This is a genomic window from Lachnoanaerobaculum sp. (assembly GCF_057250505.1).
In genome coordinates this window covers 8,829-25,467 of record NZ_DBHIEQ010000023.1, presented here as the reverse complement: position 1 = coordinate 25,467, position 16,639 = coordinate 8,829, and the positions used below count along the sequence as shown (strand labels likewise).

Sequence of the window (16,639 nt, the reverse complement as noted above, 5' to 3'; positions counted from 1 at the left end):
TGGAGATAGATATGAGGATACTTGATGAGACTGCATTAAAATATATACCTGACAGAATAGAAGATGCAAATAAAGGCAGTTACGGACATGTACTTGTGATTGCAGGGAGCAACGGCATGAGCGGTGCCGCTTTTCTCAGTTCTATGGCGGCTTATCGTTCGGGTGCCGGGCTTGTAAGAATACTTACAGTAAGCAAAAACAGAACGATTTTACAGACACTGCTGCCTGAAGCAATTATTACAACCTATGATGAGAGAGAGGCGTTTGAAAGTAAAGACTGCTTATTAAGTAAGATAAAGCAATGCCTTGACTGGGCAAGTGTTGTAGTACTTGGTCCGGGGCTTTCCACAGAATACTACGCCAAAATTATTGTGGAATATGTTTTGTCCGAGTGCTATGTACCGATGATAATAGATGCTGATGCACTCAATATAATTGCGTCTGACAATTCACTGACCAAGTACTATACAGACAATATTATTATCACACCTCATATCGGAGAGATGTCAAGGCTTATAAATATACCTATAGAGGATATACTTGCAGATACACAAAAGTATGCAAAGGAGTATGCAAATAAATACGGTATCACAGTGGTATTAAAGTCACATAAAAGTGTGATTGCCGCCAAAGAAGATACTTTTATCAATGAATCGGGGACGCCTGCTATGGCAAAGGCCGGAAGCGGAGATGTACTTTGCGGTATAATAGCGGGAATGTTCTGCCTCGGGATAGAAGATGATTTGGCTGTAGCACTTGGCGTTTACATACACGGACTTGCCGGAAATCTGGCAGGACAAAAGCAGGGAGAACATAGTATTATTGCAAGAGATATACTGGACAATATAGGAGAAGTGCTGAATAGAAGGAAGAGAAATGGACTCATATAAACGAGCTTATGCAAAAGTAGATTTGGATGCTATAAAACATAATTTGACAGTGACAAAAAATGCACTGAAAAAGGATATGAAGTTGGCTGCGATTGTAAAGGCGGACGGCTACGGGCACGGAAGTGTTCCGGTATCACTGTATATAGAAGATATTGTTGATTTTTTCTGCGTGGCTACACTTGAAGAGGGAATTAACTTAAGGTATCACGGGATTACAAAGCCTATTTTGATACTTGCCTGTATTCCGAGAGAGAGCTACAAGGAATCAATAGTTTTTGATATAAGAGAATCTGTATTCACAATAGATCAGGCTAAAAAGATAAATGAAGAAGCAAAGCAGATGGGTAAGAAGATGGCTGTTCATATCGCAATAGACACCGGAATGAACAGAATCGGATTTAAGCCTACAAAGGAAAGTGCGGATATCATAAAAGAAATAAACGACATGGAAAATATCGAGGTGGAAGGTATTTTCACACATTTTCACAGTGCAGATGACAGCGACTTGACTTCCGCCCACCACCAAAAGCAGCTTTTTAGTGACTTTTTGGAACTGTTACACAGTATGGGAGTTAATCCTAAGATTGCACATGCTTCCAATTCAGCCGGTATTGTAAACGGTATCGGAACGGATCTTGATATGGTTCGTTGCGGCATCACAATGTACGGTATCGCGCCTTCAAGTGATGTGGATTTGAAAGACTTTGATTACAGGCCTGCTTTAAGCATTTATTCTACAATTACATATATAAAGCAGATAGGCACGGGAGAATGTGTAAGTTACGGTGCCACATTCACAGCAAAAAAGGATATGAAGGTCGCAACGATATCATTCGGCTATGCAGACGGATATCCGAGAGATTTAAGCAACAAAGGATATGTGCTTATTCACGGCATCAGATGTAATATACTTGGCAGGATATGTATGGATCAGACAATAGTGGATGTAAGCGATGTTAAAGATGCAAAGATAGGAGATAGAGTGGTTATTTTGGGAAAGAGTGAAAACAGCGTAATTACTGTAGATGAACTTACCAAAAGTTCCAATACCTTTTCCTATGAGTTTATCTGCGGTATCAATAAAAGAGTACCGAGGCTTTACTATTGTAAAGATGAATATATAGGGAAAAAGGACTATATAAGAGACTTGTATACTGTGATATAGTGTACTTAAATTTTAATATTGGATAAGTAGGAGATTTTCATGGACGATGCTCATTCGGCATTATTGATTATTAGTATTGTAATTGTATTGTTTGTCAATTTTTCAATTCACTCATTCAATTCCGCATTGCGTGAATTGGATAATTCGGATATAGAAGAAGAGGGTAAAGAGGGAAAGAAAGAGGACAGGTTAAGGAAATTCTTAGAAAAAAAGGATAAGGTGCTTTACTGTACACATATAGTAAATATACTTTCCGTAAGTTTCCTCGGATGGTATTTTGTCAGGACATTCGGAAGTATTATAAAGAATAAACTGCCGAATACTTTACCTGTATCATTTTCAAGCGGTCTTTCGATTTTTATCGTTGTTGTGGTCTTTTGTATTCTCTTTGTTATTTTCGGAATATCATTGCCAAACAAGCTTGCAAGAAAAGAACCGAAAAAAAGTGTATATACATTTATGAGTATATCTGCCGCACTGATGTTTTTATTGTCACCGATTATATGTATAATTGACGGAGTTTCATATATTATATTAAAGCTTTTCGGAGTGGATATAAAGGCACAGGCGGAGACCGTAAGTGAAGAAGATATAGTAAGTATGTTAAACGAGGGTCATGAACAGGGTATCTTTGAGGGCTCCGAGGCCGAGATGATTACAAATATCTTTGAGCTTAACGATAAGCAGGCAAGAGATGTAATGACACATAGAAAAAGTGTTGTATTTATAGACAGTAAAGATACTTTGCAAGAGGCTATTGACTTCATGCTGACTACAGGTAATAACACAAGATATCCTGTATACGATGAAAACATTGACAATATAATGGGTATTTTGAATATGAAGGATGCCCTGATATGTGAGAATACTACCAATTATCAAAATACAGCCATCAAGGATATTCCGAACATACTCAGAAAGACCATATTCGTTCCGGAGAATAAAAATTTGAATACATTATTTAAAGAAATGCAGTCACATAAAAATCATATGGTAGTGGTAGTGGACGAGTACGGTCAGACATCGGGTATTGTCACAATGGAGGATATACTTGAGGAGATTGTAGGAAATATTCTGGATGAGTACGATGTGGATGAAGAGTTTATAAAAAAGCTTGCAGACGGTTCATATATAATAAAGGGAATGACACCTCTATCTGATATTGAAGATGTTCTTGGTATAAAATTTGATGAAGAGGAGTTGGAAAATTTTGATACTATAAACGGTCTTATGATATCCGAACTTGACAGAATACCTGAAGATAATGAGAAGTTTGATATTATAATGCATGGATATGAGTTCAAAGCGCTGAAGGTTTCAAACAGGACGATTAACACCATTAAAGTAACAAAATTAAAAGAGGATGAGGAGCTTAAAGAAGAATAGCGGATTGCTTGGTCCGCTTGGTATGTTTGAAGACAGGGAGTATATAGGCAGGGTTTTGTCTATTGCACTGCCTGTATCACTTCAAATGTTATTAAAGATGATTGTCAATTTTATTGACACTGTAATGATAGGCAAGTTGGGGGAGAGCGCCATTGCAGGTGTAGGTTTGGCAAACAAATACTTCTTTGTATTTGTACTGCTGGTATTCGGCGTTGAAAGCGGTAGCGGAGTGTTGGCTTCACAGTACATGGGAAATAATGATATAAAAAATATCAGAAAGGTACTTGGACTTGGCCTTTTACTTTCATTAACCGGAGGAATAATTTTCGCAACAACGGCTTTTATTATGCCGGACAGGTTGATGAAAATTTTTACAAATTCACAAGATGCCATAACAATAGGCGCCGCATATCTTGGCGTTGTCTGTATTTCATATCCGTTTACGGCGGCTACAGACATCTATGTTGCAATAATGAGAGCGGTGGGAGAGGTTAAGGTACCTGTTATATCAAGTATCTTTGCCATTGTAGTGAATATCATTCTAAACTATATACTGATATTCGGAAAGTTTACATTTCCGGCACTTGGTGTGGTAGGTGCGGCGATTGCAACTGTAGTGGCCAGAATATTTGAATTTTTATTGACTGTTGTACTTATAAAGCTAAAGAATTCACCGCTTATCTGTTCTTTGAAGAATCTTAACCCTTTCTCAAAGGATTTGATAAATCAGTTTTTTGTAACCGCATTCCCCGTAATAATCAATGAGTCGCTGTGGGGGCTTGGCACCACGCTTTATTCTGTAGTATACGGCAGAATGGGAGATGCGGCCATAGCGGCAATAACCATTTCCACCGCCTTACAGGATTTATTGGTGGTTTCATTCCAAGGAATTGCACTTGCCGCCGTAGTAATACTTGGAAACGAGATGGGAGCCGACAATCTGAAAAAGGCGAAGGTATACGGTTCATACACCTGGATACTTACAATCATAGTCAGTATATCGGTTTCAATACTTATAGTATTACTGAGAGTACCTTTTGTAAGACTCTACAATGTGTCTGATGATTTGATGAGTGATATAAAACTTTGTTTACTGGTATTTGCCATATTCTTACCTTTTAAGGCGGTGGCTACAGTGAATTTGGTAGGTATACTCAGAAGCGGTGGGGATACACTTTTTTGTCTGTTTATGGACTTGTCAGGGGTTTGGCTTATCGGAGTACCTATGGCTTTTATCGGAGGACTGTACTTTAAACTTCCTATATATATAGTATATGGAATGGTGCTTTCTGCAGAAATTTATAAGACAGTACTGGGGTATATAAGGTATAAACAGGGAAAGTGGTTGAAAAACTTGGCTATAGAATTGACAGCAAAATAATTTAAGTATAAAATAGTTTTTTGGATTAGTATATAAAGGAGAAAATATGTCAGGACATTCAAAATTTGCAAATATTAAACATAAAAAAGAGAAAAATGATGCCGCTAAGGGCAAAATTTTTACTGTAATTGGAAGAGAGATTGCAGTTGCGGTAAAAGAGGGCGGACCGGACCCGAACAATAACTCAAGACTTAGAGATGTTATTGCAAAAGCAAAGGCAAACAATGTACCAAATGATACAATTGAAAGAGGTATCAAAAAGGCGGCAGGAGATGTCAATTCTGTAAACTATGAGCAGAACACCTATGAAGGTTACGGCCCTAACGGTGTTGCAATTATTGTAGAAACTTTAACAGATAATAAGAACAGAACGGCAGCAAATGTAAGAGCGGCTTTTACAAAGGGTGGCGGAAATATCGGAACACCGGGATGTGTGTCTTTTATGTTTGACAAGAAGGGACAGATTATCATAGATAAGGAAGAATGTGATATGGACCCGGATGAACTTATGATGACTGCACTTGACCTTGGTGCCGAGGATTTCAATGAGGAAGAAGACAGCTATGAGATTTTAACAGATCCTGATAATTTCTCAGCTGTAAGAGAGGGACTTGAAAAACTTGGTATTCCGATGGCTGATGCAGAGGTTACGATGATTCCTCAAAACTGGGTAACATTGTCAGATGAGGAAGATATCAAGAAGATGAATCGTATTCTTGACCTTTTGGATGTTGAGGATGATGTACAGAATGTATATCATAGCTGGGATGAGTAATATGATATTGCCAAAGGATCCTGTGATGTTATTATCACTTATAAATACCAAGCTTAGAGATTTTAATTCTTCGTTGGATGATTTTTGTAAAGAAAATAATCTAAATGAGGATGAGATAAAGAAAAAGCTTGAGATGATTGATTATCACTATAACGAAGATAGAAATCAATTTGTATAATTATATTTGTTACTAAAAATAGTATTTAAATAGTTGGTTTAGGCTGATTATTTAAATACTATTTTTATTTGAAGAGTAGTTTGCCCGGTAAATATTCAATATATAACTATTCGCAAAACTCAAGTTTAACGCATAGTTATATAATTTAAATATAGGGAGCTATTACCATAATAACTCCCTAATATTGCGTTTATACAAACATAAATATGTTTATAGCTTATTTAATCCATGCACCGTTTGCATCCACTCTGTATCCGTCAGGTGTTGTAGTGTTTACATACAGCGCACAACTTGAGTCAAAGCAATACCACTTTCCGTTTATCTGTAACCACTGACTGACTGCGCTATATCCTCCTGCCTGTGTATAATACCACTTATTACCTAAGTAAAGCCATTCATTCTCGGATATATATCCTCCCGCCTTTGCATAGAACCATGAATTGTTTACTTTTAACCAGTTGTTCTCAATCAAACTGCCGTCTGCACTAAGATAAAACCAATGTCCGTTATCTTTTACCCAATCATTTCTTACAGGTAAAGTTGAGCCGTTTCTAAAATAATTCCAACTTCCGTTACTTAATTTAACCCAGGTTCCGCCTGAGGATTGACTTGTATTATTGTCTGTATTGATAAATCCCCATGTGAATGTAGTTTTTGACCTTCCGGAGCCTCCGCCTGATGAGCCACCACCTGAGCGACCGCCGCCTCCGCCACCGGATTTGCCTGACTTACCTGAGCCGCCTGTATGTACACTTGTGCTGCCGTCTTTTTCAACTATAAGACCTTTTTTGCCGAAACTCTTATTCCCATATAAGCTGAAGAAATCTACAGTATATTCTATAGGATCATATGCATTTCCGTGATTATCCTTAAGTCCTTCAACTTTGACCAGATATCTGTCACCTGCATTATATTTTATCTTTGCGTCAAAAATAACAGCCTGATGTAATGAGCCGTAGCCGCCTGTATTTATATTAAAGAATTCGCCTGTAGTACTCTTATCGCTCTTATCAAAATAATATGACTTGTTTGTTTTTAAATTTGTAAGAGTAACCTTTACATCATTTTCATTTGCACTGAAGTAGTCGGAGTTCAATGAGATAGACCAAGGGCCGTACATATATTCTGCAGGCATCTTACTTGCAGGCCATGTCAAAAAGTCTACATCACTACCGCTACTTGAACTGCCGAAGAACGAATTCCACAAGTCTGTACCTGTATAGATGCAATACATGGATGTATATTCATTGTTGCGTCCCGGCCCTACGGAAATACCGAATGATGTCTTTTCAAGTCCAGGAGAGATTGCCCACCTTCTATGTCCTACTCTATCTATATTATAAGGGTCTCCGTCTCCCATCCAGCCATAGAGTATGGCCTCCGAAATTGTATCATAACCTGCACCCAGGTTTGAATGCTTTGCACCGTAGGCACCATTGATGTATAACTCATCGGATACACCGGCTTTTCTTTCAGGATTATGTGTGATACCGCCTATTCCGATCATAAGTGTTGATGATGCCTGTGCATACTTTTCGGTATCATAGTCATAGCTTGCTTCATTAAGTCCGGCAACATACCTCATGACATTTAAAGTGTTGAGAGCGTTTTGTCTTGAAGCATCACTTAACTCTCCTGCTATATTGTTCTTGTAGTCAGGTGTAACCTTCCAAGTATCAGGTTTTGTAACATCGAAAGGATGACTGCTTAGATAAGCTTTTATATCTTCCTCACTTCTTTGTGTAGCCATCTTTGCATTAGACGGCGTTCCGGCTACGGTAAACGGATATGCTGCAACATCCATGCTGTAAAGCCCGACAACGGCAAGGCTGATTGCAGCCAGTGACAATAGTTTTTTGACCATATATACCTCCACGCAGATACTTAAAATATAAGATTTAAATATCCTTAATATTTTATAAATATTATATTACAGATACAAAAGTCTTTCAATAATTGTATGCTATTATCACATTTATCGTTACATTGTACAATAAAAACTTTAAAATATGTAACATATGATAATTTTTTAAAACTAAAAAACTGTTACCCGATAAGTTCGTTCATCAGGTAACAGTCTTTATTATACCATTTGCAATAATACAGCATTTATTATTGCGGCACAGACATTGCTTCCGCCCTTATTGCCGTCACAAATGATTGCAGGTATATTGCTCTGTTTTATTAGCTCCTTGGCTTCGATAACATTTACAAAGCCTACAGGTGCCGCGATAATAAAATCAGGTGTATATTTGTCTAAAAGCTCATGGATTCTTATCAGTGCCGTAGGTGCATTGCCTACCGCAAACACTATAGGGATCTTTTTGCCTTTATTTAAATCCTGTTTTTCATCACGAATTTGATAAGCCAAATCAACGGAGGCCGTTGCTCTTGTAGTGTTGTTTTTCTTGGCATATTCAACCGTATCAGGCTCCGCAATAAGGCAGCGCGGAGTTATAGAAAACTTCCCTGTCAGTATCCTTTTATTGATACCGCTTAGTGCCATATTTGTATCTGTAAAAATCATTGCATCTGATTGTATACAATGTTTTAAAGTTTCAATTGCATTATTTTGAAATATAACATTGTACTGATAGTCAAAGTCAGCCGTGGTATGTATAGTTCTTTTTACAACCAAAAGCTCATCATCGGTATAAAACTTCAGTCTGTCCTTATCCATCTGTGATGTAAGTATTTCAAAACTCTTTTTCTCTATATCCTCAGGTTTTATCTGTAGCATAACTTGCCTTTCTATTTTTCGATATTTAAAATATTCATTATTCTTTCTATATCCAAAGACTCTTCCACCAGATCTGCCAAAAGCTCATACTGTGAGTCCTTATAGCTTTCAAAATCTATTATATTATCATTAAGACCGATATCTTTACCTGTCTTTTTGATAAGTCCGCTTATTATTGAATCTACAAACCTATCATTTTCAAATATACCGTGCATATATGTGCCAAGTATATTTTTGTTTATAAAGCCTCCGTTTTCACTTATATCTGATATTGTAAAATACTTTTCATCTGCATCTATGGTGCTGCCCATATGTATCTCATAACCTGTTATGGCAGTATCGCTAAGATTATCAATAAAATCCGGCAAATTCATTATCTTTGTTTTAGTCTGCCTTGTAGTCTTTTTCTTGGCAAATACAGTACTGAAGTTTAGGAGTTGAAGTCCTGTTTCAGAGCCTCCCTCTTCCACTCCTGCCTCATCGGTTAAGTTGTTTCCAAGCATTTGAAAACCTCCGCATATGCCGATAAGATTTTTATTTATCAGATTATTACGATTAAAGCCTTTATCTTTCAGCCAACGAAGATCATATAGTGTATTTTTTGATCCGGGTAATATTACAAGGTCCGCATCTGCCATCTCATTTGGAGAGGTGATATACTTCAGTACAATCTCAGACCTTCTCTCAAGCGGATTGAAATCTGTAAAGTTTGAAATATGCGGCAGTCTGATTACCGCAATATTTATCTTATCATTTGAAAATTCGGTACTTGCAGTATCAAGTCTTGAAGATAGGCTGTCTTCATCGTCTATATCAATCTTTGTCATAGGTATAACACCCACTACAGGTATTTTGACACCTATTTTAGCAAAGTGTTCTTTGAGCATATCAAAGCCCGGAGTCAACAAGGTTTTATCACCTCTGAACTTATTTATCACAATACCCTTTATTCTTTTTTGACTTTCATTGTCCAAAAGAGCTACAGTACCGAAAACAGATGCGAATACGCCGCCTCTGTCAATATCGGCAACCAATAGTACAGGTGCATCCACAAGTTTTGCCAGCCCCATATTCACTATATCATTTTCATTTAAGTTTATCTCCGCAGGTGAACCGGCACCTTCTATAACAATAATATCGTATTCACTGTCAAGTTTTTTGTAAGCATCAAGTACATAAGGAATAAAGCTCTTTTTGTTGGCGTAATAATCGCTTGCACTCATATTAGCATAGACTTTACCGTTTAATATCACTTGACTTCCGGTATTTGATGTAGGTTTTAAAAGTATCGGATTCATACATGCGTCAGGCGCTACCTTAGCCGCCTCGGCCTGCATAACCTGAGCTCTTCCCATCTCCAAACCGTCTTTTGTTATAAAGGAGTTTAGAGCCATATTTTGTGACTTAAAAGGCGCCACCTTAAAGCCCATTCTTTTAAACATTCTGCAAAGTCCGGCAACCAAAAAGCTCTTACCTGAGTTCGACATGGTTCCCTGAACCATTATAACCTTTGCCATAAACTACCCCCTAAGTATCTTATGTATTGTATCAACAAGTATTTTGTTTTCAACCTCTGTTTTGACCGCCACTCTGAAGTAGGTATTATCAAGTCCTATAAAATCCGAGCAGTCTCTGACTATTATTCCATATGTCAAAAGCTCTTTGGACAAATTCTTTTTATACTTACAAAATAAAAAGTTTGCTTCTGAGTTAAAGGTAACTATACCTAAATCCTCCAATTTATCTGCCAAAACAGTCTTCTCTTTTTGAATAGATTCAACGATGTGGTCCATATTTTGTGTCAGTGAGTATTTAGCGGCTTCAAGCGCAAGTGTATTTATTTCCCATGAAGGTGTAAGCTTTTTAAGCTTGTTCATTATCATATCATTATGTGTGAGCAAGTATCCGAAGCGAAGTCCCGGGAAAGCATACAGCTTTGTAAGAGATCTGAGTATCGCTATATTCTCAAATGTACTCAGTTTATCGCACATTGAGTGATTTTCACCATTTTTTACAAACTCCAAAAAGCACTCATCAAGCAGAACAAAAATATTTTTTTGCTTACAATATGTGATTATTTTATGTAATAATTCATCTCCAATAACAAATCCTGTCGGATTATTCGGATTTGTAAGTACAAGTATATCAATATTATCAGATAATACATCAAATATATCTTCATCTATATGAAGATTCGGCATATTGTAGTAGATTAAATCAGCATCTATTGATTCGGCAGCCAGTCTGTATGATTCAAAGCTTGGCACCGGTATACATATATTTATCCCTTTTTTAAAGGTTTGAAACAATCTGAATATAATACTGTTTGCACCGTTTCCAAGATAAATATCACCTGTATCCACATTATGTTTTTTACTTATTATGTCATTTATCTCACTATAATCTCCGTTCGGATAATGCTCCAAAATTGAGATGGAATCTGTCAGAATTTTTTTTAGGTTATTGTCAAGTCCGTACGGATTGATACTTGCGGAAAAGTCGATAAATCTTTTTCCTGTCTTGGCATATTCTAAGAATCTACCTCCGTGCATCTTTAGCCTCTCTGAACTCATGAGAAAAATGCTTGTCATAGAGCTTGCTGAGTTCAAACTCATCTGCAAGGAATCTGCCTACATATACAAGTGCCGTCTTATTTATATCGGCTTCTTTAACCTTATCTGCAATACATTCAAGAGTTGACACTATTATCTTTTGGTCGGGCCAACTTGCCTTATATACTACGGCAGCAGGTGTATCCTTAGGATATGAATTCATAAGCTTTTTTGCAAGTTCATCAATACTTGCTATACTTAGAAAAATCGCCATACTTGCCTGTATCTTTGCAAGATTCTCAATACTTTCAGCTTCAGGAACAGGGGTCCTGCCTGCCATTCTTGTAAGAATAAGAGTCTGTGTAACTCCGGGTAAAGTAAATTCTTTTTTCATTGCGGCAGCGCCTGCAAAAACGGAGCTTACCCCGGGAATCACCTCATATTCTATACCTGCCTTATCAAGAGCAACCATCTGTTCGCGGATGGCGCCGTACATAGACGGATCACCTGTATGAACTCTGACAACACTCAAACCCTTGGCGGTTGAATCAAATATAATCTCAAGCACCTCGTCAAGGCTTAGAGAAGCGGAGTTTATAAGCTTTGCGTCTTCTTTAATATCTGTAAATAATTCTTTGTTTACAAGAGAACCTGTATAAATAATAACATCTGAACTGTCAATAATTCTTTTGCCCTTGACAGTCAAAAGTTCAGGATCTCCCGAGCCTGCACCTATGAAATAAAGCATATTATGCCTCCAATTATTAAATTTATTATAAGCAATACCGTGTAAGCAAAATACATAATATTGTTTACTTCTATTATATCGTCAGCCTTTATGACTGCATTACCGTCTCCGATACTTTTCTTTTTGACAAGCTTGCCGAAATAATAGGCGTCACCGAGCAGCTTTGTATCAAAAAAGCCTGCAATAATACTCTCTGTCTGCCCTGCGTTCGGACTGGAATGTACATATCGGTACTTGATAAAAGCTTGTAGAGAGTTTGTAAATGTTATAAAACTGCCTTTAACCAAAGCTAATATAAATATCACAAAAAGTAATATAATGGCGGAAAATCTGGCAGGTAAGAAATTGACTATATCGTCAAGCTTGGCAGCCGCCTTACCTATATAAAAATATTTTTTATCCTTGTAACCTATCATGGAATCCATAGTATTTACAGTTTTATATATTATAGGAAGCACCAAGATAAGCCATATAAGTTCGGTATTAAACGCCGCTATTATGCTGCCCAGTGTAGCATAAAACCATGGAGCAACAATACCGTCGGACATATTCTCGGCAACAGTCTCTATAACCGCCTTTATGATATGTTCATAGTCAAGTCTGTCGGTGTCCCTGCCAACTATCATGGAGAGTGCTTTTCTTGATTTTTCTATATCATTACTCTTTATAGCATGGTACACCTTCATACTCTCAAATCTAAGTGAAGCCTTTGCAAATATTTGAAAGAACAGAAAGCTTTCCAATAAAAATGCAAGTAAAATATTTACCTTATATAAGAAAGTATCTATAAGGTATGCCGCTCCTCCCCAAATAAGGATATTAAAAGAGACGATAAGAAAGCCTGAAAAAAGCAGTCCTGTATCTGACTTGAAAACTTTTCTGAAAAGCTTTTCAAAAGCTGAAATTGTATTACCTATAAATCTTACTATATGTGGAAATTTTTCAAAATCTCTGATAAAAAAATCCAATATAAATCCACATAAAAAAGCAAAAAAATGAATCATTTTACTCTAAGGTGCCAATGCAAGTACCAAAACAACTACAAGTTCTGCCAGTTGCAAAAAATAGCCTGCAAGGTCACCTGTAATACCCCCAAACTCTTCAAAAGATTTTACCCTGTAAAATAAAAAAACCAAAAATGTAGCTATCGCACAAAGCAGACCGTAGTTTACACTTACCGCTATCATAGCCACACTTCCAAAGCCGATAAATAAAAGCAATACTATTCTGTTGATGTAAATAAGGCTTTTATCGGCAAATTCAAAAGCCAGACCGTTGCCTCTCGCATTTTTAAATACTGTCAAAGCCAGTGCGCTGTAAGCCCTTATAAGCATATATGCAACAGCAAGTATACATATCTTTGTAAAACTCTTTATGGACAACATACCGGCAAAGTATAAAATTATATATACAAGCCCACCGATTATAGCAAAGGCGCCTGAATTGGAATCCTTCATTATACTAAGTTTTTTTTCTTTCGGCTGATTTGAACCCAGTGCATCCATAGTGTCAAGGAACCCGTCCATATGTATGCCGCCTGTATACAATATCGGAAAGCTTGTAAGTATCGCCGCAACAAGGAATTCATTCACTTTTAATTTACTGAAAAATATAGAAAATAAAACCAAAAAAATCCCTTCTACTATACCCACAACAGGTAAAAATAAAAGGCAATATTTCATATTTTCTTTTTTCCATTCAAAACTCCTGACCGGAAGCTTTGAGTACATGGCAAAGGTTATTGCCATTGACTTTATTATATTTATCATCTTTACTTTCTGTCATAGGGCAGCCCGTAAATCACTTCGACCACTCTATTTGCAATATCAATTATTTTTTGATGTAAAGAGAAAAGACAGTCTATAAACATATCCAGTTCTTTACTTTGGTTTCTTTTTGTAGAGAAAATATCATTTCCCACAATAAAAAGAGAATTACATCTCTTTTCAAGTTCAATTATATCAGAAAAAATTGCTTCTGTAATCTCTTTGGAGCCGGATTTAATACCGTTTTCATCAAAAATATTGTTGGAAAGCAGATTGGTCAAATCCTCAAGCAAAATATTATCGGCACTGTGTATATTTATGTTGCTTAGATATCTGGGCTCTTCAACAGTGAAAAAGTTATTATCCGCTCTTTGCTTAAGGTGCTTTTGTATCCTTTGCTTTGCATAACTTCCGGTATTTTCCATTGTTGCAAGATAAATTTTATTTTCAAAACTTTTTGAAATCAAATCTTCGGCATACTCCGACTTTCCGCTTGATACACCGCCGTAAATATATACTATCATATAAATCTTTTATACTCTTCTATCTTAATATCCGAAAAACTTGCATTCTTTGTGTAAATCTCCAATACCATGTCAAGAAGCGGAAAAAGCATAGCACATCCGCTGCCCTCGCCAAGTGCCAATGAAGCATCTATAACAGGCTTTAAGTCTAAAATATCAAAGATGATCCTTGCCACAGGTTCACGACTCAGATGTGAGGCAACCATATACTCCTTACAGAACGGATTGATAAAATACGCAAACAAAGCTGCAACCTCCGAGATTACACCGTCTATAACTATCGGCAATTTATATATACTTCCGCCTATAAAGATACCTGTAAGTGTTGCAATATCAAGTCCGCCTAAAGATGAAAGTAAATCAAGCACAGCCAAGACTCTTACACTTTTATCTTCGGACTTTATGCTGTCCAAAAACAGCTTATCCCTAAAACCGTACTTTTCTATCCCCTCTTTTATAATATCTATCTTTTTATTTAACTTAATATCGTCAAGTCCCGCACCGCGACCTGTTACATCCTCAACAGGTAAATTAAGTATGGCGGCGGAAAGTGCGGATGATGTGGTGGTATTTCCTATTCCCATCTCACCCGTACCGATAATGGCTGTTTTACTTTCTTTCAGTTCTCTTACTATGTTTATCCCTGTAAGAAGTGCTCTAAGTGTAATATCAAGCGGCATTGCTTTTTCTTTTATAAAGTTGTTTGTGCCGTGCATCAGTTTGTGATTGATTACACCAAGTGAGTATATCTCAGTATCAAAGCTGTCAATTCCCATATCAAAGACCATCATTTTTGAGCCTGCAGCTTTTGACAGCACTGCAATACTTGAAGTTCCAAGTGCCATACTCTTTGCAACGGCTAATGTAACATCCTTGTCCGACTGTGATATGCCTTCTTTTACAATTCCGTTGTCCGCACACATCACAGTGATACATTTGCTTGAAATATCGGGTATTTCACTTTCATATATCGCAGAGAGTTTTTGGAAGATTCTTTCAAACTCACCCAGACTGTCAAGCGGTTTTGCAATACTGTCCCAGTGCTTTTTTGCAAGCTGTCTGTGACTTTGTGATGTAGGAGTTACTAAAGCTATGAGATTTTCAAATTCAAGTAATAAATCACTTTGTATCATTGTCAAATCAGGTAGTCTATACATCTTTTTCCCTTTCTAAAAATGAAATCAGATTTTGTAATAAAAATTCATAGCCACGTAAATACAGATGAGGAAAACCTGCAAATATATTGTCGTGTGCGTTGATACAGTCCCATTCCTTGCTCTTATTGGCCTTTATGGCATGAGCATAGTCTCCGTTGCAGGTGGAGTCATAGTAGTGAAACTCATGGCTGCGAATCCTTTGGTTTCTTTTCATCAAGATACTCTCAGATAGGACTTCTATCTCAATATATCCGAATCTGACAAGTTTCTTTGTTTTAAAGGCCTTTCCGTCTATCAGACCTACACCTTTAAAACTTTCACCTTCATTGTTTTCAAAGCTCTTATGCAGATATATAAAGCCTCCGCATTCTGCAATTATAGGAATGTCAGCATTATAAATACTCTCAAGCATGGAGGTATTTGAAGACAACTCTCTTGCATAAAGCTCCGGATAACCGCCTGAGAGCCAAAGCACGTCTATATTGTCAGGGAGTTTTTTATCATGTATCGGACTGAACTTCACTATCTCAAAGCCGTATTCTTCCAAAACCTTTATATTTTCTTCATAGGTGAAAGAAAAAGCTTCATCATAGGCAAAGGCAAGACGATATTTTTTTTGCTTTATATTTAAAGCCTCAGCAGTGACAGATGTGTAATGTGGTACTTCAACATGGAAATCTTCAAGCATAGTAAAATCCAATGTCTTTGAAAGCTCATCAGATACTTTATTTACTATATTGAAGATATCTTTTTGAGGCTCATACAGCCCAAGATGTCTGCTTTCAATATGAAAATCCGTATCAAAATACAGGTATCCTATCAGAAAAAGTCCAAGTTCATTTAACCTTAATCTTATCATATTTATATCTGTATTTTTTTTTACTTTATTTACTATCACAGCTTTTACACAGTGTGTAAAGCTTTGCAAATATGCAGACAGATTGTCAAGCTCATCCACATCAACAACCATAATCACATCTACATTCAGCTCTTCTGATACACTGCAGGCACTGCATCTTTTTCCCTCTCCGTAGATGCCGTCAAACAGTCCCATTGCGCCTTCTATTATGGCGACATCTCCTTTAAGGTTTCTAAAAAAAAGTTTCTTCAGTTCACCCGGTTTAAACGAGAACTCCAAAAAGTACGGATCCAGATTTGTAGACGGTGAACCTGCTATCTTCTCGTGATACATTGTATCTATGTAGTCGGGTCCTGTTTTGTAGATGGAAACGGATTTGCCCGCTCTTTTTAATATATTTATAAGGCCTAGGGTAATAAGCGTCTTACCGCTACCTGATTTCATTGCTGAAACCATAAAAGCCTGTTTTTTAGAGTTCATTGTAATAATGCTCCTTTTTATAGAATTTACTATAAAAT

General features: G+C 37.0%; 16 protein-coding genes. 6 read left to right on the top strand and 10 right to left on the bottom strand.

The features are described 5' to 3' along the window. The first annotated feature begins 11 nt into the window (after window positions 1-11). From ACO6FI_RS09980 to ACO6FI_RS09955, 6 genes are read left to right on the top strand one after another with little or no spacing between them, the layout of a single operon-like run. Window positions 12-890, top strand: coding sequence for an NAD(P)H-hydrate dehydratase (locus tag ACO6FI_RS09980; RefSeq protein ID WP_485457204.1), 879 nt, complete (start codon window positions 12-14; stop codon window positions 888-890). After that, on the top strand, window positions 877-2,055 hold the full coding sequence (gene alr / locus ACO6FI_RS09975; RefSeq protein WP_485457203.1) for an alanine racemase: 1,179 nt from the start codon (window positions 877-879) through the stop codon (window positions 2,053-2,055). Before ACO6FI_RS09980 ends, alr begins: the two co-directional genes overlap by 14 nt. Before the next feature lie 39 nt (window positions 2,056-2,094). Then, window positions 2,095-3,441, top strand: a complete 1,347-nt coding sequence (locus ACO6FI_RS09970) for a hemolysin family protein (RefSeq protein WP_485457202.1) — start codon at window positions 2,095-2,097, stop codon at window positions 3,439-3,441. After that, window positions 3,419-4,822 carry an MATE family efflux transporter gene (locus ACO6FI_RS09965; RefSeq protein ID WP_485457201.1) on the top strand — a complete coding sequence of 468 codons (1,404 nt, stop codon included), beginning with the start codon at window positions 3,419-3,421 and terminating at the stop codon, window positions 4,820-4,822. Before ACO6FI_RS09970 ends, ACO6FI_RS09965 begins: the two co-directional genes overlap by 23 nt. 46 nt (window positions 4,823-4,868) lie before the next feature. Beyond that, complete coding sequence (locus tag ACO6FI_RS09960) at window positions 4,869-5,597, top strand: YebC/PmpR family DNA-binding transcriptional regulator (protein WP_009444833.1); 729 nt, start codon at window positions 4,869-4,871, stop codon at window positions 5,595-5,597. Between the two features lies 1 nt (window position 5,598). Continuing rightward, window positions 5,599-5,775, top strand: a complete 177-nt coding sequence (locus ACO6FI_RS09955) for a DUF4250 domain-containing protein (RefSeq protein WP_485457200.1) — start codon at window positions 5,599-5,601, stop codon at window positions 5,773-5,775. Window positions 5,776-5,992: 217 nt separating this feature from the next. Here the strand turns inward: ACO6FI_RS09955 and ACO6FI_RS09950 are convergent, their stop codons facing one another. From ACO6FI_RS09950 to ACO6FI_RS09905, 10 genes are all read right to left on the bottom strand, one after another. Continuing rightward, window positions 5,993-7,639 carry a CAP domain-containing protein gene (locus tag ACO6FI_RS09950; protein ID WP_485457199.1) on the bottom strand — a complete coding sequence of 549 codons (1,647 nt, stop codon included), beginning with the start codon at window positions 7,637-7,639 and terminating at the stop codon, window positions 5,993-5,995. A 219-nt stretch (window positions 7,640-7,858) separates the two neighbouring features. After that, window positions 7,859-8,515 (bottom strand): precorrin-8X methylmutase, encoded by a 657-nt coding sequence (locus ACO6FI_RS09945; protein ID WP_274970163.1) that lies wholly within the window; start codon window positions 8,513-8,515, stop codon window positions 7,859-7,861. A gap of 11 nt (window positions 8,516-8,526) precedes the next feature. Continuing rightward, a complete protein-coding gene (locus ACO6FI_RS09940) occupies window positions 8,527-10,032 on the bottom strand; it encodes a cobyric acid synthase (RefSeq protein WP_485457198.1) in 1,506 nt (501 codons plus the stop codon). A 3-nt stretch (window positions 10,033-10,035) separates the two neighbouring features. Continuing rightward, window positions 10,036-11,067 (bottom strand): pyridoxal phosphate-dependent aminotransferase, encoded by a 1,032-nt coding sequence (locus ACO6FI_RS09935; protein ID WP_485457197.1) that lies wholly within the window; start codon window positions 11,065-11,067, stop codon window positions 10,036-10,038. Then, window positions 11,054-11,815 carry a precorrin-4 C(11)-methyltransferase gene (gene cobM, locus ACO6FI_RS09930; protein ID WP_485457196.1) on the bottom strand — a complete coding sequence of 254 codons (762 nt, stop codon included), beginning with the start codon at window positions 11,813-11,815 and terminating at the stop codon, window positions 11,054-11,056. Before cobM ends, ACO6FI_RS09935 begins: the two co-directional genes overlap by 14 nt. Continuing rightward, window positions 11,800-12,819, bottom strand: a complete 1,020-nt coding sequence (gene cbiB, locus ACO6FI_RS09925; RefSeq protein WP_485457195.1) for an adenosylcobinamide-phosphate synthase CbiB — start codon at window positions 12,817-12,819, stop codon at window positions 11,800-11,802. Before cbiB ends, cobM begins: the two co-directional genes overlap by 16 nt. Before the next feature lie 6 nt (window positions 12,820-12,825). Continuing rightward, the gene (locus ACO6FI_RS09920) at window positions 12,826-13,584 is read right to left on the bottom strand and encodes an adenosylcobinamide-GDP ribazoletransferase (protein ID WP_485457194.1); all 759 of its coding nucleotides are present in this window, start codon (window positions 13,582-13,584) and stop codon (window positions 12,826-12,828) included. A gap of 2 nt (window positions 13,585-13,586) precedes the next feature. Next, on the bottom strand, window positions 13,587-14,105 hold the full coding sequence (locus tag ACO6FI_RS09915) for a bifunctional adenosylcobinamide kinase/adenosylcobinamide-phosphate guanylyltransferase (protein ID WP_485457193.1): 519 nt from the start codon (window positions 14,103-14,105) through the stop codon (window positions 13,587-13,589). Next, the gene (locus tag ACO6FI_RS09910) at window positions 14,102-15,262 is read right to left on the bottom strand and encodes a nicotinate-nucleotide--dimethylbenzimidazole phosphoribosyltransferase (RefSeq protein ID WP_485457192.1); all 1,161 of its coding nucleotides are present in this window, start codon (window positions 15,260-15,262) and stop codon (window positions 14,102-14,104) included. Before ACO6FI_RS09910 ends, ACO6FI_RS09915 begins: the two co-directional genes overlap by 4 nt. Beyond that, window positions 15,255-16,639, bottom strand: a 1,385-nt coding sequence (locus tag ACO6FI_RS09905) for a cobyrinic acid a,c-diamide synthase CobB (RefSeq protein WP_485457191.1), incomplete at its 5' end; no start/stop codon positions are given. The genes ACO6FI_RS09905 and ACO6FI_RS09910, both read right to left, overlap by 8 nt.

What these genes read in the sequence shown, in the direction of transcription:
- ACO6FI_RS09980 (WP_485457204.1), top strand. Translation starts at nt 12, where the DNA reads ATGAGGATACTTGATGAGACTGCATTAAAATATATACCTGACAGAATA.
- alr (WP_485457203.1), top strand. Translation starts at nt 877, where the DNA reads ATGGACTCATATAAACGAGCTTATGCAAAAGTAGATTTGGATGCTATA.
- ACO6FI_RS09970 (WP_485457202.1), top strand. Translation starts at nt 2,095, where the DNA reads ATGGACGATGCTCATTCGGCATTATTGATTATTAGTATTGTAATTGTA.
- ACO6FI_RS09965 (WP_485457201.1), top strand. Translation starts at nt 3,419, where the DNA reads ATGAGGAGCTTAAAGAAGAATAGCGGATTGCTTGGTCCGCTTGGTATG.
- ACO6FI_RS09960 (WP_009444833.1), top strand. Translation starts at nt 4,869, where the DNA reads ATGTCAGGACATTCAAAATTTGCAAATATTAAACATAAAAAAGAGAAA.
- ACO6FI_RS09955 (WP_485457200.1), top strand. Translation starts at nt 5,599, where the DNA reads ATGATATTGCCAAAGGATCCTGTGATGTTATTATCACTTATAAATACC.
- ACO6FI_RS09950 (WP_485457199.1), bottom strand. Translation starts at nt 7,639, where the DNA reads ATGGTCAAAAAACTATTGTCACTGGCTGCAATCAGCCTTGCCGTTGTC.
- ACO6FI_RS09945 (WP_274970163.1), bottom strand. Translation starts at nt 8,515, where the DNA reads ATGCTACAGATAAAACCTGAGGATATAGAGAAAAAGAGTTTTGAAATA.
- ACO6FI_RS09940 (WP_485457198.1), bottom strand. Translation starts at nt 10,032, where the DNA reads ATGGCAAAGGTTATAATGGTTCAGGGAACCATGTCGAACTCAGGTAAG.
- ACO6FI_RS09935 (WP_485457197.1), bottom strand. Translation starts at nt 11,067, where the DNA reads ATGCACGGAGGTAGATTCTTAGAATATGCCAAGACAGGAAAAAGATTT.
- cobM (WP_485457196.1), bottom strand. Translation starts at nt 11,815, where the DNA reads ATGCTTTATTTCATAGGTGCAGGCTCGGGAGATCCTGAACTTTTGACT.
- cbiB (WP_485457195.1), bottom strand. Translation starts at nt 12,819, where the DNA reads ATGATTCATTTTTTTGCTTTTTTATGTGGATTTATATTGGATTTTTTT.
- ACO6FI_RS09920 (WP_485457194.1), bottom strand. Translation starts at nt 13,584, where the DNA reads ATGATAAATATAATAAAGTCAATGGCAATAACCTTTGCCATGTACTCA.
- ACO6FI_RS09915 (WP_485457193.1), bottom strand. Translation starts at nt 14,105, where the DNA reads ATGATAGTATATATTTACGGCGGTGTATCAAGCGGAAAGTCGGAGTAT.
- ACO6FI_RS09910 (WP_485457192.1), bottom strand. Translation starts at nt 15,262, where the DNA reads ATGTATAGACTACCTGATTTGACAATGATACAAAGTGATTTATTACTT.